Source organism: Chryseobacterium sp. FG46 (assembly GCF_057809135.1).
In genome coordinates, this window is record NZ_JBMDJJ010000008.1 from 46,968 (window position 1) to 64,465 (window position 17,498).

Annotated in this window: 12 protein-coding genes; 9 read left to right on the forward strand and 3 right to left on the reverse strand. The window is 38.0% G+C overall.

Annotated features, from left to right (window positions below; all coding sequences use genetic code 11):
* Positions 1-15: 15 nt before the first annotated feature.
* Positions 16-381, forward strand: a complete 366-nt coding sequence (locus ACODR7_RS07990) for a hypothetical protein (protein ID WP_488838562.1) — start codon at positions 16-18, stop codon at positions 379-381.
* A 242-nt stretch (positions 382-623) separates the two neighbouring features.
* On the opposite strand, the gene ACODR7_RS07995 is transcribed toward ACODR7_RS07990, so the two are convergent.
* Both ACODR7_RS07995 and ACODR7_RS08000 read right to left on the reverse strand, forming a co-directional pair.
* Complete coding sequence (locus tag ACODR7_RS07995; protein WP_488838563.1) at positions 624-1,568, reverse strand: DUF4349 domain-containing protein; 945 nt, start codon at positions 1,566-1,568, stop codon at positions 624-626.
* A gap of 363 nt (positions 1,569-1,931) precedes the next feature.
* Positions 1,932-3,527: a peptide chain release factor 3 gene (locus ACODR7_RS08000; RefSeq protein ID WP_076595668.1), complete on the reverse strand. Its 1,596-nt coding sequence runs from the start codon at positions 3,525-3,527 to the stop codon at positions 1,932-1,934.
* Positions 3,528-3,793: 266 nt separating this feature from the next.
* On the opposite strand from ACODR7_RS08000, the gene ACODR7_RS08005 reads away from it, so the two are divergent.
* From ACODR7_RS08005 to ACODR7_RS08040, 8 genes are all read left to right on the forward strand, one after another.
* On the forward strand, positions 3,794-4,624 hold the full coding sequence (locus tag ACODR7_RS08005) for a CPBP family intramembrane glutamic endopeptidase (protein WP_488838564.1): 831 nt from the start codon (positions 3,794-3,796) through the stop codon (positions 4,622-4,624).
* Positions 4,625-4,664: 40 nt separating this feature from the next.
* Positions 4,665-5,240: an RdgB/HAM1 family non-canonical purine NTP pyrophosphatase gene (rdgB, locus tag ACODR7_RS08010; protein ID WP_410493710.1), complete on the forward strand. Its 576-nt coding sequence runs from the start codon at positions 4,665-4,667 to the stop codon at positions 5,238-5,240.
* Between the two features lie 69 nt (positions 5,241-5,309).
* Positions 5,310-6,224, forward strand: a complete 915-nt coding sequence (locus ACODR7_RS08015; protein WP_488838565.1) for a ribonuclease Z — start codon at positions 5,310-5,312, stop codon at positions 6,222-6,224.
* Positions 6,225-6,231: 7 nt separating this feature from the next.
* On the forward strand, positions 6,232-7,002 hold the full coding sequence (locus tag ACODR7_RS08020; RefSeq protein WP_488838648.1) for a TIGR02757 family protein: 771 nt from the start codon (positions 6,232-6,234) through the stop codon (positions 7,000-7,002).
* An 11-nt stretch (positions 7,003-7,013) separates the two neighbouring features.
* Positions 7,014-7,580, forward strand: coding sequence for a DUF1003 domain-containing protein (locus ACODR7_RS08025; RefSeq protein ID WP_136521827.1), 567 nt, complete (start codon positions 7,014-7,016; stop codon positions 7,578-7,580).
* A gap of 194 nt (positions 7,581-7,774) precedes the next feature.
* Positions 7,775-10,135, forward strand: a complete 2,361-nt coding sequence (locus ACODR7_RS08030) for a choice-of-anchor L domain-containing protein (RefSeq protein WP_488838566.1) — start codon at positions 7,775-7,777, stop codon at positions 10,133-10,135.
* Positions 10,136-10,302: 167 nt separating this feature from the next.
* Positions 10,303-13,887, forward strand: coding sequence for a choice-of-anchor L domain-containing protein (locus tag ACODR7_RS08035; protein ID WP_488838567.1), 3,585 nt, complete (start codon positions 10,303-10,305; stop codon positions 13,885-13,887).
* A gap of 288 nt (positions 13,888-14,175) precedes the next feature.
* Complete coding sequence (locus ACODR7_RS08040; RefSeq protein ID WP_488838568.1) at positions 14,176-16,533, forward strand: choice-of-anchor L domain-containing protein; 2,358 nt, start codon at positions 14,176-14,178, stop codon at positions 16,531-16,533.
* Between the two features lie 126 nt (positions 16,534-16,659).
* Here the strand turns inward: ACODR7_RS08040 and rsmA are convergent, their stop codons facing one another.
* Positions 16,660-17,430 (reverse strand): 16S rRNA (adenine(1518)-N(6)/adenine(1519)-N(6))-dimethyltransferase RsmA, encoded by a 771-nt coding sequence (rsmA, locus tag ACODR7_RS08045; protein ID WP_110367606.1) that lies wholly within the window; start codon positions 17,428-17,430, stop codon positions 16,660-16,662.
* Between the last annotated feature and the right edge of the window lie 68 nt (positions 17,431-17,498).

Consider the following 17,498-nt stretch of genomic DNA (forward strand, 5'->3'; position numbering starts at 1 on the left):
TAAAACTCACAACCTATGAAAAAATCTTTGTGGATCACCCTTGGTGTCGTGCTGCTGTTACTGGGCGTGTTTGTCTGGTATAAGTACTATTTCGTTTTTGGAGAAGGAGTAAAATCCGGATACCTGAACTATGCTATGAAAAAAGGTTATGTCTTCAAAACCTTTGAAGGTAAGCTGATTCAGGAAGGCTTTGGAAGAGGAAAAACAGGAACTATTACAAGCTATGAGTTTGAATTTTCTGTAGATGACCCCGAAGTTTTCAAACAACTGGAAACCAACAGCGGTAAAACTTTTGACCTGCATTACAAAGAGTACAATGGAGCACTTCCGTGGAGAGGAAACACAAAGTTTATTGTAGATAAAGTAGTGAATATGAAATAAAACAAATAAGGCTCTCAATATGAGGGCCTTATTTTACACCAAATCACAAAATATTAATATATGAAATAAAATTTCCAAATTTATTTTTGAACCTTATCTTATCGAAGATTCATTGCATTTTGCTTACACTTAAAGTTAAGAGTTATTTTTCTAATAAGCAAATACTTCCGTTGAATGTTTGATAAAATTAAAAATAAGAATCGAACATCCGTTTTAAACCTCATTAAAAAAATATTAAAAAACTAATGAGAATCATTATCAGCCGTATTTTTATTCTTCTTTTTATACAAATAGTATCCAATGCCGGCAATAAGAAATAAAGGCCATAATGGTAGGATAAACAGAAATATGGAAGTGATAACATTCCAGCCGGATTCAATGGCAGCCAGTGATTTTCCACCGAAGCTCTTAGGTTCTGTTTCTGTTTTACCCTGGTCACTGATATTCACATTAATTGTACAGATGGTATTGTCTGCGTAGTTTCGTCCTGAAACCTGTATATCTTTCGTATCAATATCTCCCGCATTGCTGTTGATTGCATCTATCAAATCATCAAAATGCCGGATAGGAACTTTAATATCCAGGCTGTATACTTTTTGATTCTCTCCATGAAGATATGCGGATTCCACATAAGAAAGATTTTCACTTTTGATATAACCGTTATTTCTGCTGACTTCTTCTCTGATGATTTCCTTTACTGTTTCTGCATTCTCCGCTTTTATGGCAATATATCCTGATTTCACCATTTTATCTTTAGCCATATTAAGTTCATAGCTGTCGTTTACAGGCTTGTCTTTATAAATAATTTTGGTTTCTTTAATAACCTTTGGAGCCGGAGCTTTTACGGCAATTTTTTCAGATCTTTTCTCCAGGGAGTCCTTTATATCTATTTTGGATTCCAGTTTTGTATGGGCAATTTTATCAGATAAAGAATCCACCATTTTGGAGGTGTGTTCTATCTTTTGCTGGATGTCATTTTTAGTATTCTCAAAATCTTTTATTTTAATACTGGCCGAGTCCAGAACTTTATCAGCCGTTTTACTGACATGATCAATAGTTTCTGTAGCAACTGTGGCAGCACTGTCTGCAGAATGGATGGCTTCATGTATTTTATCCTGTGTAGCTTCCGCTTTTTTACACATAATGAAAGTGCTTGCTACAGCAGCGAGTAAGATGAACTTTTTCATAAGATTAATTTTTTTGATGAAGTAAAATTAGAAGGGAAGTTCTTGTAAAGATTGTAAATAGAATGTATTGTGCTGGTAAAATAGTAACTTGTATATTTTCAGGATTTTGTATTTGTTTTACAAAAGATTTACAAAGTGTTTTTCTGATTTTGGGGTATTGAAATGATTCGAAAGCTTTGTTTTTTCACTAAATATTAGTTCGGAAATCTAAAAATTCCCATCCTCCGGAGGGGTGGCAAAAATTCGAAGAATTTTTGCCGGGGTGGTTTCATACGATATTTTATAAAAAAAACCGCAGAAAAAAACTTCTGCGGATCTGTATTGTGAACAATTTCGCCTTTTCGCGAATTGCCTGTCTACTTCTTAATTTTCTCTGAACTCACTGATGAAGTGTAATTTCACATTCGGGAATTTCTCCTGCGTCATATGAATGGTGAAAGAAGAGTCTGCAAGGAATACCAATTGATTGTACTTATCTCTCGCCAGGAACCTCTGTTTTAATCTTGCGAATTCTTTGAACTCTTCAGATTTTTCGTCAGCTTCTACCCAACAGGCTTTGTGCATGGATAACGGTTCATAAGTACATTTTGCACCATATTCATGCTCTAAACGATATTGGATAACTTCATACTGAAGGGCACCTACAGTTCCGATAATCTTTCTTCCGTTCATTTCAAGGGTAAACAACTGTGCAACTCCTTCATCCATCAGCTGATCAATACCTTTCGCCAATTGCTTGGCTTTTAACGGATCATTGTTGTTGATATAACGGAAATGTTCTGGAGAGAAGCTCGGAATCCCTTTGAAGCTTAACTTTTCTCCACCTGTAAGCGTATCTCCGATTCTGAAACTTCCTGTATCATGTAAACCAACGATATCACCAGGGAAACTTTCTTCTACCACCTCTTTTTTATCAGCAAAGAACGCATTGGGAGAGGAGAATTTCATTTTCTTGCCTTCTCTTACCAATAAGTAATTTTCGTTTCTTTTAAAAGTTCCGGAAACAATCTTTACGAAAGCAAGTCTGTCCCTGTGCTTAGGATCCATATTCGCATGGATTTTGAAAACAAATCCTGTGAAAGTGCTTTCCTCAGGTTTTACCAGGCGGGTATCACTTTCTTTTGGCTGCGGCATAGGAGCAATATCAATAAAAGCATCCAATAATTCACGAACCCCGAAATTATTTAAAGCTGAACCGAAGAATACAGGCTGTAAATCTCCTTTCATATAATCCTCACGGTTAAATTCAGGGTAAACAGACTGGATCAGGTCAAGCTCTTCTCTTAAAGTTGCTGCGGCTTTTTCACCAATAACATCATCAATGGAAGTATCATTGATATCATCAAACTTAATAGAATCTCCAACCTTTTGTTTTTTCTCTTCTAAGAATAACTGGATGTTGTTTTCCCAGATATTATAAATTCCCTGGAAGTCGCTTCCCATACCAATTGGTAAAGAAAGCGGACAAACTGTTAATCCCAGTTTTTGTTCCACTTCGTCCAACAGATCGAAGGCATCCTTACCTTCACGGTCTAATTTATTAATGAAAACCAACATCGGGATGTTTCTCATTCTACAAACCTGAACCAGTTTTTCAGTTTGTTCCTCAACCCCTTTTGCAACGTCTATCACAACGATTACGGAATCTACAGCAGTTAATGTTCTGTAGGTATCCTCAGCAAAGTCTTTGTGACCAGGAGTATCGAGAATATTGATTTTATGATCTCTGTATTCAAAAGCCAATACGGAAGTTGCCACAGAGATTCCTCTCTGTCTTTCAATTTCCATAAAGTCGGAGGTAGCTCCTTTTTTTATTTTGTTGGATTTTACCGCACCCGCTTCCTGGATCGCTCCCCCGAAAAGAAGTAACTTTTCTGTAAGGGTTGTTTTTCCGGCATCCGGGTGGGAAATGATCCCGAAGGTCTTTCTTTTTTGTATTTCTTTGATTAAGTCTGACATATCGTATTTTGAAGTTGCAAAAATCGTGATTTTTTACGAGGTTTTCAAATTTAAATTGCAACAATGCTTTTCAGGTGGGAGAGTGAAGAGTTAGAAGGGTTTGAAGGAATGAATAATTGTAGGATTTTCACTGTAGATACAGCCATTTGCAATAGAGATATTATGGTATTCAGTACGATGAGCCAAAAATAAGAAATTCCTTTTTTAGTTGCCTGTAGCAGTCAAAAAAATTATCTTTGTTTCTCATAAACTTTTACAGAGAAAGGATGGGAAATAGCAAATATCCGAAGTTTACGTTCACATGGTTTGGCGGTGTTGTTTTGGTGGTTGGATTATTCGTGGGAACAATGGCAGTTTCTTTATTCAGTACTTTATGGAAGGTTGTTTTCCGGGAAAATATTGAATTGAAAGACTGGTTTTTCATGGTGGTGAATTCTGTAGGGTTTCTTACAGCTATTGCTTTTTTTGATTTTTTCATCGTAAGGAGGACCACTCAAAAGAAGCTTAACTTCAACTTATCATCGGTTAATTTTTCCACCTATCTTCTCATCTTTCCTATGATGGCAGGAATGATGTTTATTTCTGAATTTATTGCTGCTCAGATTCCAACTACAGGACCGTTTTTCGGAGACTTTTATGAATATTTTACCCAAATGATGGGTCAATTGACTGATAATCCAGTAATAATGATTATCATGACGGTAATTATGGCTCCCATTTTTGAGGAAATTATATTCAGAGGAATTATTCAGAAAGGACTAATCAATAAAGGAGTAGAACCATGGAAGGCAATTCTGTATGCCTCTGTTATTTTTGGAGTGGTTCACGGAAATCCCTGGCAGTTTATCAGTGCAGTAATGCTGGGCTGTGTGCTGGGGTTGGTTTATTATAAGACAAAGTCTTTACTGATGCCGATATTGCTGCATGCGTTTAATAACTTAACGCTTTCGTTATTGGTAATTTATGGTAAAGATGAGAGTTTTGCAAAGGTTCTTCATGTTTCAGAATGGCTTGTATTAGCTGTTGGAATTGTGCTTTTCTCTTTGTTCTGTTATTTGTTTATGAAAAAGTACAAAGTGCATTATGCTGAAATGTAAGTTACCGCAATAAAAAGTAAAATTGAAAATGAATATAGAAATGGAATTATTAGTAGCTACACACAACGAACATAAAAAAGAAGAAATCCAACAGATCCTGGGAAGTGATTGCGTGGTGAAAAGCCTTACCGATTATAATATTCACGAAGAAATTGTGGAAGACGGAGATTCTTTTCATGCCAATGCCCTGATCAAAGCCAAATATTGTTTTGAAAAGACCGGAATTCCAAGCCTGGGAGATGACAGCGGTCTGGTAGTAGAATCTTTGGATGGAAGACCCGGGATTTTCTCTGCACGTTATGCTGGAGATCATGATTTCGCAAAAAATATCGAAAAGGTATTGGCAGAAATGCAGGGAATTGAAAACAGAAAGGCTTACTTTGTGACAGTTTTGTGCTGCTATGATGAAAACGGGGCTCAATATTTTGAAGGCAGAGTTCATGGAAATTTACTGACAGAAAATAAAGGTTTCAAAGGCTTTGGATATGATCCGATTTTTGTCCCTGAAGGATATGAAAGAACTTTTGCTGAAATGGATCCTGAAGATAAAAATAAAATCAGTCACCGTAAACAGGCACTGGACTTATTTATGGATTTTTTAAAAGTGACAGATTAGGTTTAAATATTAAAGGTAAAACATCCATTTAGATTTTCTGTTGTACATTTGTTATCATAAATTATTGATTTGAGTACTTATTTAACAATATTAGGTTTTAACTCTGCGATTCCGACCATCAATACATCACCCACAGCACAGCTGCTGGAAATGGAAGAAAGACTCTTCCTGATTGATTGTGGAGAAGGTACACAGGTACAGCTGAGAAAGGCAAAAGCAAGATTTTCAAAAATCAATCATATTTTTATCTCCCATCTTCACGGAGATCACTGTTTCGGGCTTCCCGGGCTTATAGCTTCTTTCCGTCTTTTGGGAAGAGATATGCCTTTGCATATTTATGGTCCTAAAGGAATCAAGAAGATGCTGGAAACCATTTTTCAGATTACAGAAACCCATCGTGGTTTTGAAGTGATTTATCATGAGCTGGATAAAGATTATTCTGAAAAAATATATGAAGACAACAGGATAGAAGTATATACTATTCCGCTGGATCACAGGATTTACTGTAATGGTTATCTTTTTAAAGAAAAGCCGAAAGACAGACATCTTAATATGAAGGAGATTGCGAAGTACGGCGAAATTGAAACCTGCGATTACCACAATATCAAAGCAGGAAAGGATTTTGTACTGAGCGACGGCTATGTTCTTAAGAATGAGATTCTCACTGTTGATCCCGCTCCATCGGTATCCTATGCGTTTTGCAGTGATACCCGTTATCTGGAAAGTGTAATTCCTATTATTAAAAATGTAACGGTTCTGTATCATGAATCCACATTCTTACATGATTTGAAGGAAATGGCTGATTATACAGGGCATACCACAGCTTTGGAAGCTGCCACCATTGCTCAGAAAGCTCAGGTCGGAAAGTTGATTTTAGGCCACTTCTCCAATAGATATGGAGACCTGACCGTATTTACTGATGAAGCGAGAGAAATATTTCCCAATACATTTTTACCAAAAGCATTGGAGAGTGTAAAGATTTAGAATGAATATGTTGAAGTTTGAAGAACTCAGAGATTTTCTCAACGAAAAAGCAGATCAGTATAACGCTCTGGATTTCATTGAAAATGACCCGATACAGATTCCACATCGTTTTTCTTTAAAGCAGGATATTGAAATTGCAGGATTTCTGGCAGCTACAATCTCCTGGGGAAACAGAAAGTCGATCATTAATTCTGCGGATAAAATGCTTGATATTATGGGAAATTCTCCCTATGATTTTGTGATGAATTATTCCGAAAAGGATCTGAAAAATATTCAGGATAAAAGTATTCACAGAACGTTCAACGGACAGGATTTTTCTTATTTCATCAGGCAGTTTAGCAGAATTTATAAAGAAAATGAAAGTCTGGAAAGTTTATTTGAAGTGAAAAAAACTGAGAATAATTTTCTCCATGCTATAGAAAGATTCAGAAGTGGTTTCCTGGAAACAGAAAAACACAGAAGCCATAAACACATCAGTTCACCCTATAAAAACTCCTCTGCAAAAAGGATTATCATGTTTTTAAGATGGATGGTGCGTAAAGATAAAAGGGGAGTAGATTTTGGAATTTGGGAGAACATAGATCAGAAATATCTTTCTATTCCTCTGGATGTGCATACCGGAAATATCTCCAGAAAACTGGGATTGGTTTTCAGAACACAGAATGACTGGAAAACGGTAGAAGAGCTGGATATTGCCATCAGAAAATTTGATGAAAAAGATCCTGCGAAATATGACTTTGCATTGTTTGGATTAGGGGTAACCAAAGAACTGTTGTAAAAATATAAAGGATGAAAAAATATAACGAAAAAAAAGAAGTTCTTGAAAAAATAGCGGACAGTATTACTTCATGGATTGGATCTATTCAGTCCCTGATTGTGCATACCCTGCTGTTTCTTACCTCGTTTATACTTCCGATGCTGAATATTGTTGATTTTGATAAAATGCTTCTGATTCTCACAACGGTACTTTCCCTGGAAGCTATTTATCTTGCGATCTTCATTCAGATGTCTGTGAATAAAAGCCACGAGAAGATTGAAGATATTCAGGAGGATATTGAGGAGATCAGTGAAGATATCGAAGACATTCAGGAAGATCTTGAGGAAATCAGTGAAGACATTGAAGAGATTAACGAAGATATCGAAGATATCCAGGAAGATATTGAAGAAATCAGTGAGGATATTGAGGAAATCAACGAAGAAGAAGATGAAGAAGATCACAATGAAAGAGCGAAAAACGTAATACTCAAGAGCAATGTAAGCTCGAACAAGAATGAAATAAAAGCGTTAAAGGATATTATCTCCCAGTTGCAGAATGAAATAGATCAGCTGAAAAAAGATGATAAACTGCCGGAATAATAGCAATTAAAATATAAACAGATCAATTTTACTGGTCTGTTTTTTTATGTCTGAATTTTGAGGTTTAATGATTTGTGGAAAATGTAATGATAAGAAAAATTTATTGTGAATGTACGTTATGAATTGTAAAATAGTAATAGTTAATGAGGAATTAGTATAATTATTTTTGCTACATTTGAACAAATGAAAACAAAATGTTAATTTATAGACTAAAAAACTATTTTTTCCTTTTTTCCTTTTTATTGATTTCTGCTTCTGCATTTTCTCAAACGAAATCTGTCAGAAAATCAGAGAGAATAAAACCTTCTGCGGCCAGTCTTAGAGCAGGAGCATTCATTGATGTGAATGTACCTCCTTATACTCCTTCAAACTATACGCCGGAGCAGCTGGTAAAGAATATTTTGATCAATGGCGGTACCAACTGTACCACAGCCAATGTTACCAATGTTACTGTATCTCCCAATCATGATGTGACAAACAGCAACAGATTCTGGGGATATTTTAATAAAGGAACAACCAATTTTCCTTTTACGGATGGTATTGTCCTGACTACAGGATATGCTTCTGAAGCAGGTAATAATTATGTATCTGCTGTAGGGCAATCTGTAGGAACAGGAAGTGATGCGGATCTTGTAGCAGCTACCGGAGCGAATGTCAGCTTAACCGATGCAGTAGCCCTAGAATTTGATTTCGTTCCGAATTCAAACCAGGTAAAATTCAACTACATATTCGTTTCTGACGAATATACGTCTAATTATCCTTGCTTAGGCTATTCTGATGCCTTTGCACTTTTATTAAAGAAAGTTGGAGATCCTACCTATACTAATCTGGCTGTGTTACCCGGAAGTGCAGGGCCTGTAAGTGCAACCAATATTGTTCCTGAAGGAAATGGATTCAGCTGTGGACCTATCAATGCAACCTTTTTTGGAGCTTTGGCGAATCCGCATTTAGTGATCAACTATTTTGGAAGAACAACGCCTTTAACAGCTGTTGCAGATGTAATTCCAGGACAAACATATCATTTCAAAATGGTGTTGGCAGATGCCAAAGACCCATCTCATGACTCTGCTGTTTTCCTTGAAGGAGGATCTTTTGACGTGGGAATTAAAATTGTAGATGAAGCAGGGGTAGTGCTACCGGGCAGTATCAATATGTGTGATAATACTCCAAAGCAGTTGAAGGCTCAGGTAGCAGCAATTCCGGGAATGACTTATCAGTGGTATAAAGATGGAGTAGCTATTCCAGGGGCAACCAGTGCTGTGTATGTAGCTACCCAACCGGGAGTTTATACTGTAAAAGTAATGGTTCCGGGGAATCAGTGCCCAAGTGAAGCCACCATTACAATTGTTGGAGGAACAAGTCCTACCGTACAGAATGCTGAACTTAAACTCTGTACAACACCTGCAATCACCAGTTTTAATCTGGAGACAGCAAAACCTCTGATCAGTACAACGCAGGGAGCGGTATTCCGTTTCTATGCGAATCAGGCTGATGCACAGGCTCAGAATAACAGCTACATTACCAACCTGACCAACTATGCCGGGACAGATGGACAGATTTTATACGTACTGGTTTCCAATGGAGCTTTCTGTAGTAAGATTGCTACGTTAACCTTAAGAAAAGAAGAAACGCCAACCGCTTTACTTAGCGCTCCGAGATTGAAAATATGTGCCGGAGAGTCTGTATTATTAACGGCTTCTGGCGGGGTTACCTATGAATGGAGTGATTCTGCAGCCACTACCGGAGGAATAAGAACGGTAAGCCCAACTCAGACTACTACCTATACAGTATATGCTATCGGAGCACAGGGATGTAAATCTCTTCAGCCAGCGCGTATTACCATTGAAGTAGTACCGGCTATTGTTTCAAACTTAAAGGGCGGTCATATTTGTCAGGGGGATAAAATCATTCTGGATGCAGGCTCAGGTCCCGGATATACTTACCAGTGGAGTTCCGGTGAAACAAGTCAGAGCATTACAGTAGCTACTCCTGGAGAATATTCAGTAACGATAAGTAACGGAGTTTGTTCAAAAGAGTTTAAAACTCAGGTTATCAAAGCCGTAATCCCTGAAGTGATAAAAGTGGATTATAATGAGAGCGGAATAATGATCATTACAGCAAGCAACCCAAGTAATGGGATTCTGGAATATTCAGTAGATAACGGAGTGACATGGCAGTCTTCCAATGTGTTTAATAATGTACCTAAAAATAAAATCATTTCAATCAGAGTCAGAGTTAAATTTACAAGCTGTGTAGGCTTCCTTGAATTCTTTACTTTCGTGATGAAAAATGTAATTACTCCAAACGGTGATAATATTAATGATACCATTGATTTCAGCGGTGTGGTTAATTATAAAGATTTTAGCGGACAGGTTTTCGACCGGTATGGAAGAGAAGTGTTTAAAGCAGCGAAGATCAATCCATATTGGGACGGATATTTCCAGGGCAAAAAGCTTCCTACCTCAACATATTGGTATCAGGTAACCTTTGAAGATCCTGCAAGCAAGGAGCTTACTGTAAAAACCGGATGGATATTACTTAAAAATATAGAATAATTAAACTATAACTGAAAGACTGACTATTTTGTCAGTCTTTTTTTATTATTTTAAAATAAACAGAGTTGATATTCTAATATAAATAAATTTGCGTTAGTAATAATGTAAATTGTGTTAACTTGAATTTCAATCAAAAAAAATAGTATTTTTGTTCAAAATAATATAAAATGTTAAATAGGAGGAGAGGAAATTTATTTTTAGCAGTATTTTTAACTTTCATGGGGAACTTTGTTTTGGCTCAAAATAAAGGAAGGGTAGAAATTGCTGCAAAACCTAAAGCTGCTTCTTTGAGGGCAGGTGTTTTTATAGATGTAAATGCACCAAGCTACCCGGAATCCGGCTATCCTATAACTCAACTGATCAATGATGTTCTTATATCAGGAGGCAGCACTTGTACCAGTTCAACGGTAAGCAATGTAACCGTTTCCCCGAACCTGTCTGCCACCAACCAGAACCGAAGCTGGGGATACTTTAATAAATCAAATACGAACTTTCCTTTCAGTAAAGGGATTATACTTTCAACCGGTTATGCCAATAAAGCCGGGAATACTTTTCAGGGAACTTTAAGTGATGATCTGGGAACCGGAGGAGATGCAGATCTTGCGAACGCATTAGGGATTGCTAACAATAACCTAACCAATGCAACCTCTATAGAGTTTGACTTTGTAGCCGCCTCTACTGAAATTACTTTCAGATATTTATTTGCTTCTAAAGAATACCAGCAAAACTTCCCATGTACTATTACAGATGGTTTCGCTTTGCTGTTAAAAAAGGCATCTGATCCTACTTATACCAATCTTGCAGTGCTTCCCGGAGGAGCAGGACCCGTAAGCGTAACGAATATACACCCGCAATATCAAAACTGCGGACCTGTAAATGAAGCCTATTACGGAGGTACCAATACAGCTCAGATAGAAACCAACTTTAACGGACGTACCATTCCTCTTACTGCCAAAGCAACTGTAATTCCTGGAGAAACCTACCATTTTAAAATTGTGCTTGCGGATTATCAGGATCCCAACTTTGATTCAGCAGTATTTCTGGAAGCAGGATCATTCGATATCGGAGTAAAAATTCTGGATCCGGCAGGCGTACAGCTTCCTGCTTCTGTAAATATGTGTGATAATACACCACAGACTTTTACAGCTTCTGTTCAGGGACCTAATATAACATATCAGTGGTATCAGGGTACCAATCCGATTGCAGGAGCTACCAATGCAAGTTACACCGCAACACAACCTGGTGTATATACCGTTAAGGTGTTCATCCAGGGAAATACCTGCCCGGGAGAGGCTACTATCACTGTGGTAGGCGGGACGTCTCCTACGGTACAGAATGCTACATTAACGGCCTGTTATGCAGCCGGAAATGCAACGTTTAATTTAACATCAGCACAAGCTTCCATAAGCAATACTCCGGGAGCTGTGTTTACATACTATACCACTTTGGCAGATGCTAATGCAGGAAATGCAAACACAATTCCTAATTCAACAGCTTATCCGAGTGCAGGAGGAACAGTATACGTAAGAGTAGCCAATGGTTTCTGTGCAAAAGTAGCACAGCTGCAACTGGTAAAAGCGCCACAAATGATACCTACCATTGCCCCTCCGGCAGTACTTACCTGTGCTAACTCTCAGACTACACTGGATGCATCTGCTTCCGTTTATCCGGCAGGCGCTACTTTTAACTGGACAACTACAGGAGGAAATATTGTTTCAGGAGCAACTACTTTAAATCCTGTGATTAACGCTGCAGGAACTTATACTTTAACCATTACAAAAGTGTATCAGCCCGGAAATATCAGCTGTACAGCGGTAGGAACTGTCACCGTAACAGGAAACAGCGCTCCACCGGTTACCGGGCTTACGGCCAGCAAAATAAAAATATGTAAAGGAGATTCTACCACACTTACCGCTTCAGGAGGAGCTACCTATAACTGGGGTAATGGGCTTACAGGAAACGGAAGTACACAAGTTGTTTCACCTACTGTGACAACTACTTATACCGTAACAGCGGTGGGTGCGAATGGTTGTGTCTCTCAAAACCCTGCAACGATAACAATAGAAGTATCAGAACCTTTTACAGCACAAAATGCAATACTTCATAAATGTTACCAGCCAGGATTAACTTATAATCTTACTGAAGCTCAGCCTCAGATCACAGCTACTGCAGGGGTAACTTTCACTTACTATGTCAATCAGGCTGATGCCAATGCGGCTAATGGAAACTTTATTGTAACACCTACAACATATACACCTCCGGGAGGTAGCCAGACAATTTATGTATTAGTTAGCAACGGAGGCTGCAGTTATGTAGTATCTCTGCAATTATTAAGCACAGCTCAAACTACGCTTACTATCGCAGCACCACAAACAATTACCTGTACAACTCCGCAGATTACGCTCAATGCTTCAGCATCTGTTGTGCCTGCAGGGTCTACAATTGTTTGGACAACAACCGGCGGAACTATTGTCTCAGGAGGTAATACGCTTACCCCTGTTGTAAGTGCAGGCGGAACATATACTTTAACAGTTACCAATGTATCACAACCAGGAAACCTGAGCTGTACTTTTACTTCAACAGTAACAGTGCAGGAAGATAAGGTACAACCGGTTGCTGCATTAGTTTCATCACAACCTCGTATTTGTATTGGAGAATCAGTAACCCTTACCGCTTCCGGAGGAGTAACCTATAACTGGGGCAATGGTCTTACAGGAAATGGAAACACCCAGGTTGTTTCGCCTACTACAACTACTGTGTATACGGTGTTTGCTGTTGGAGCAAACGGATGTATTTCTGCTACACCGGCAACTGTCACAGTGCAGGTAGGTCCGCCAATAGCAGGTCTTACCGCATCTAAATTAAAAATTTGTGAAGGTGAATCTGTAACATTGACTGCTACAGGAGGAATTACTTATAACTGGATAGGTCTTACAGGAAACGGAAACACTCAGGTAGTTACGCCTACGGCTACAACAGAATATTCAGTATATGCATTGGGAGGAAACGGATGTAGTTCTGTGAACCCGGCTAAAGTTAAAATTGAAGTAGTTCCGGCAATCGTTTCTACTTTAAAAGATGTGTTTGTATGCGCCGGAGATAAAGGAACTCTGGATGCAGGGGCAGGGCCAAACTATACTTATGTATGGAGTACAGGGGCAACCACTCAAACCATAACCACTAATATTCCCGGAACATATTCTGTGACAATCAGTAATGGAGTTTGTTCTAAAACTTTCTCGGCACAGCTTATTAATCCTGATCTGCCGCAGTTTACCAATATTGTTTATGATAATCATATTCTTACGCTTACGGCGAGTAACCCTACAGGTGGAGTTTTAGAATATTCCATCGATGGAGGATTGACATGGCACGAATCAAATGTGTTTACGGGTATTTTAAATAATACCATGTATTCCGTAATGGTAAGAGTGAAAGGTGCTAAATGTGGTACTTCACTGGATTATTTTACCTTCATTGTCAGTAATGCCATTACTCCTAATATGGATGGGGTAAATGATACCATCGACTTCACCGGAATAAGCGGATACAAAGACTTCGCGGCCTCTATTTTCGACAGATACGGAGCTGAGGTATTCAAAGCCAGTAAAGGAAATGTTATATGGACAGGGTCTTTAAAAGGAATTAATCTTCCTACCGCTACTTATTGGTACAGAGTACAATGGGAAAATCCCGCAAGTAAAAAAATGGAACAACGCTCCGGTTGGATTCTTTTAAAGAACAGAAATTAAACGTTTTTATAAAATAAAATTGACAAAAAATCTTTCATTAATGAAAGATTTTTTTTGTTTTGATGAATAAATGCTATTGTGTTTTGTGAATTATTTGAAATAAGTGGAAAATATGTTAAAATGCATTTGTAATGCAATGCTGCCACACCAATTATCATTTTTCCGAATAGGGGTTGATTAATGAAAATTTACTGTAAAAGGTTTTTACTTTGGTTTTTTACAGTAAAAAATACAAATATGTGTATGATATATTTAAAAAAAAATTAAATTTGTTGAAACAAAAATATTATGAGAAGATATCTACCGCTTTGTTTATTTTTTTTAGTCATCTCGACTTTTTTATTTTCACAAAATCTGCCGCCACGAAAACAAGCAAAAGAAACTGCTTCAAATCTGTCCGGACGAGCAGGGGCTTTTATCGATGTGAACGCGCCGCAGTATCCTGAAACCGCTTACACTATTGAAAAAATGGTTAAAGATGTATTGATCTCATCCGGTACCAATACCTGTCTTACTCCCAATGTAACCAATGTAAAGATTACTCCGAATCATGCTGCAAGTGATGCAAACAGAGCATGGGGATATTTTCATAAGGCTGCCACCAATTTTCCATTTAAAGATGGGCTTATTCTTTCCACAGGGTATGCAAGAAGAGCTGGTAACACTTTTGAAGGTGGGCTTAGTGATATTAACGGTGGAGGATCAGATGCTGATCTTGCACAGGTGATTGGGGTAGTGGAAAGCAGACTGAATGATGCTGTTCTTTTGGAGTTTGACTTCGTTCCAACAACCAGCCAGATTAAATTTAATTATCTGATCGCTTCAGAAGAATATACAGGTTCATTCCCTTGTACCTTTGCAGATGCATTTGCTATCTTATTGAAACCTACTTCAGGGGGACCTTATGTAAATATGGCCGTACTTCCGGGAGGAGCAGGACCGGTAAGTATTACCAATATCCACCCTGCAATCGGATCCAGCTGTGGTGCGGTAAACGAACAGTATTTTGGAGGGTATAACACTGCCAATATTGAAACCAACTTTAATGGAAGAACAATTCCATTAACTGCCACAGCAACAGTAGTGGCAGGACAGCAATATCACTTCAAAATGGTAATTGCCGATTATAGTGACCACAGTTATGATTCTGCAGTATTCCTTGAAGGAGGATCTTTCAATATCGGGGTAGATCTTTTAGATCCTGCAGGAACCAAATTGCCTTCAGATATTAATGTATGTGATAATGTACCTCAGGTCATTACAGCTTCTGTAAATGACCCTAACCTTGTATACCAGTGGTTCTTTAATGGAGCACCAATCCCGAATGCTACAACCAATACCATTACTGCAATACAGCCCGGTACTTATACGATCGAGGTAAGTGTTCCTGGTAACCCATGTCCGGGTAAAGCTTCCATACAGATTCACGGAGGAACAACACCTCAGGCTCAGGATGCAACATTGCTGCTTTGTACCACACCGGATATTACTACTTTTGATTTGAGTACAATTACATCTACTATCAGCCCCACACCAGGAGCTATCTTTAAATTTTACGAAAATCAGGCGGACGCTGTTGCACAGAATAACAACTATATTCAGACTCCTTTAAACTATAATGGTAACGATGGCCAGATTTTGTATGTTCTGGTTTCCAATGGAGGATTCTGTAGCAAAATTGTAGAATTGACATTACAGAAAGAAGCAACGCCAACCGCTAAAGTAAAAGCTTCCAGAATAAAAATATGTCCGGGAGAATCCGTAACCCTTACCGCTGAAGGTGGAGATACTTATCTTTGGAGCAATTTCATGGGAACAGGCAATATGCAGACCGTTACTCTGTACCAGACTACCACATTTACAGTATATGCGCTTGGAGCAAAAGGCTGTAAATCTCTTAATCCGGCAACGATTAGAATTGAAGTAACACCAGAAATTACCTCTACATTGAAAGATGTTGAAATGTGTGTTGGTGATGTTGTAACGCTGGATGCAGGAGCTGGTGATGGTTATAAATATCTTTGGAGTACAGGTGCTACAACGCAGAAAATTAATGTAAACCAATGGGGCATCTACTCAGTGGAAATTGATAACGGTATCTGTAAGAAAGTTTTTGAAGCTAAAGTAATGGGCGCTGCAACTCCTTTCGTTACCGCTTTAAATTATGAAAGCATCAAAAAGACAGTAACAATTACGGCCGAAAACCCGCCAATGAACAATACGCCAAGCACATTGGAATATTCTCTTGACGGTGGTATCACATGGCAGGATTCTAATGTATTTACGAATCTTTTAGACAACACAAACTATACTGTTTTAGTAAGAAGAGTAGGAACACATTGTGTGGGCTCTCTTGAATTCTTTACTTTACAGATCAATAATATCATTACTCCGAACGAAGACGGAATCAATGATGTGCTGGATCTTAAAGCTCTTGGAGACTTTAAAAACTTTACCGGTTCTATCTATGACAGATATGGAGTGGAAATGTTCAGGTTCTCAAAAGAAAATCCTGTCTGGGATGGAACAGTAGGTGGTAAGAGACTTCCTACCGCTACATACTGGTACAAGTTCAACTTTGAGTATCCAAAATCAAAAGCTCAGATGAACTGGTCAGGATGGATCATGCTGAAGAACAGAAACTAAAATTGATAATGTACTATAAAAGAAAGCCTTTCAGAATAAATCTGAAAGGCTTTCTGCTTTTTAATGAATAATCTTATTATAATGTATTCAACAAAAAAGCTCCGTAAAGGAGCTGATAATGATTGTTTATTGATTTTGTTTCCACAGATTCGCAAAGTGAATAAAATCTGCTACGCTAAGTTCTTCCGCTCTTTTATCTAAAAACTCGTGTCCTTTTAAGGCTTCCGGAATATTGAGCATTTTTAAAGCATTTGACAGCTTTTTTCTTCTTTGATTGAAGCCTGTTTTTACAATTTGTTTAAACAGAACTTCATTGCCTGCAAGCCCTTCCTTCGGGTTTCTTGTAAGCCTGATCACTCCCGATTTTACTTTTGGCGGAGGGTTGAAGACATTCTCATGTACCGTAAACATATAAGATACATCATAATAAGCCTGTATCAGAACAGAAAGAATACCGTAATCTTTAGTTCTCGGAACAGCAGCTGTTCTTTCCGCTACCTCTTTCTGGAACATTCCTACCATTTCCGGTATTAGCTGGTAATGATCTACAATCTGAAACAGGATCTGTGAAGAAATGTTATAAGGGAAATTACCAATGATCGCAATCTGATCATCTTTGATAAAACTGAAATCCTGCTTAAGGAAATCTCCTACAAAAGTTTCTTCAGTTACCTTTGCATAATTGTTTTTCAGATATTCGATAGATTCTGTATCTATTTCGGCAAGATAAATCTTCTGATCCTTTTCAAGAAGATATTTGGTAAGAACGCCCATTCCGGGACCTACTTCCATGATGTTGGTATAGTTCTCAAAACTAAGACCTTCTACAATTTTTCTTGCGATATTTTCATCTGTCAGGAAGTGCTGTCCAAGATGTTTTTTTGCTTTTACACTCAAAGTTTTTTATGATTTTATTAACAGTGATTTTCTTTATTTCGTCCCAAATTTCGGAAGATTTTTTCTAT

What these genes read in the sequence shown, in the direction of transcription:
- ACODR7_RS08035 (WP_488838567.1), top strand. Translation starts at nt 10,303, where the DNA reads ATGTTAAATAGGAGGAGAGGAAATTTATTTTTAGCAGTATTTTTAACT.
- ACODR7_RS08030 (WP_488838566.1), top strand. Translation starts at nt 7,775, where the DNA reads ATGTTAATTTATAGACTAAAAAACTATTTTTTCCTTTTTTCCTTTTTA.
- ACODR7_RS07990 (WP_488838562.1), top strand. Translation starts at nt 16, where the DNA reads ATGAAAAAATCTTTGTGGATCACCCTTGGTGTCGTGCTGCTGTTACTG.
- ACODR7_RS08000 (WP_076595668.1), bottom strand. Translation starts at nt 3,527, where the DNA reads ATGTCAGACTTAATCAAAGAAATACAAAAAAGAAAGACCTTCGGGATC.
- ACODR7_RS08020 (WP_488838648.1), top strand. Translation starts at nt 6,232, where the DNA reads ATGTTGAAGTTTGAAGAACTCAGAGATTTTCTCAACGAAAAAGCAGAT.
- rdgB (WP_410493710.1), top strand. Translation starts at nt 4,665, where the DNA reads ATGGAATTATTAGTAGCTACACACAACGAACATAAAAAAGAAGAAATC.
- ACODR7_RS08025 (WP_136521827.1), top strand. Translation starts at nt 7,014, where the DNA reads ATGAAAAAATATAACGAAAAAAAAGAAGTTCTTGAAAAAATAGCGGAC.
- ACODR7_RS08040 (WP_488838568.1), top strand. Translation starts at nt 14,176, where the DNA reads ATGAGAAGATATCTACCGCTTTGTTTATTTTTTTTAGTCATCTCGACT.
- ACODR7_RS08005 (WP_488838564.1), top strand. Translation starts at nt 3,794, where the DNA reads ATGGGAAATAGCAAATATCCGAAGTTTACGTTCACATGGTTTGGCGGT.
- ACODR7_RS07995 (WP_488838563.1), bottom strand. Translation starts at nt 1,568, where the DNA reads ATGAAAAAGTTCATCTTACTCGCTGCTGTAGCAAGCACTTTCATTATG.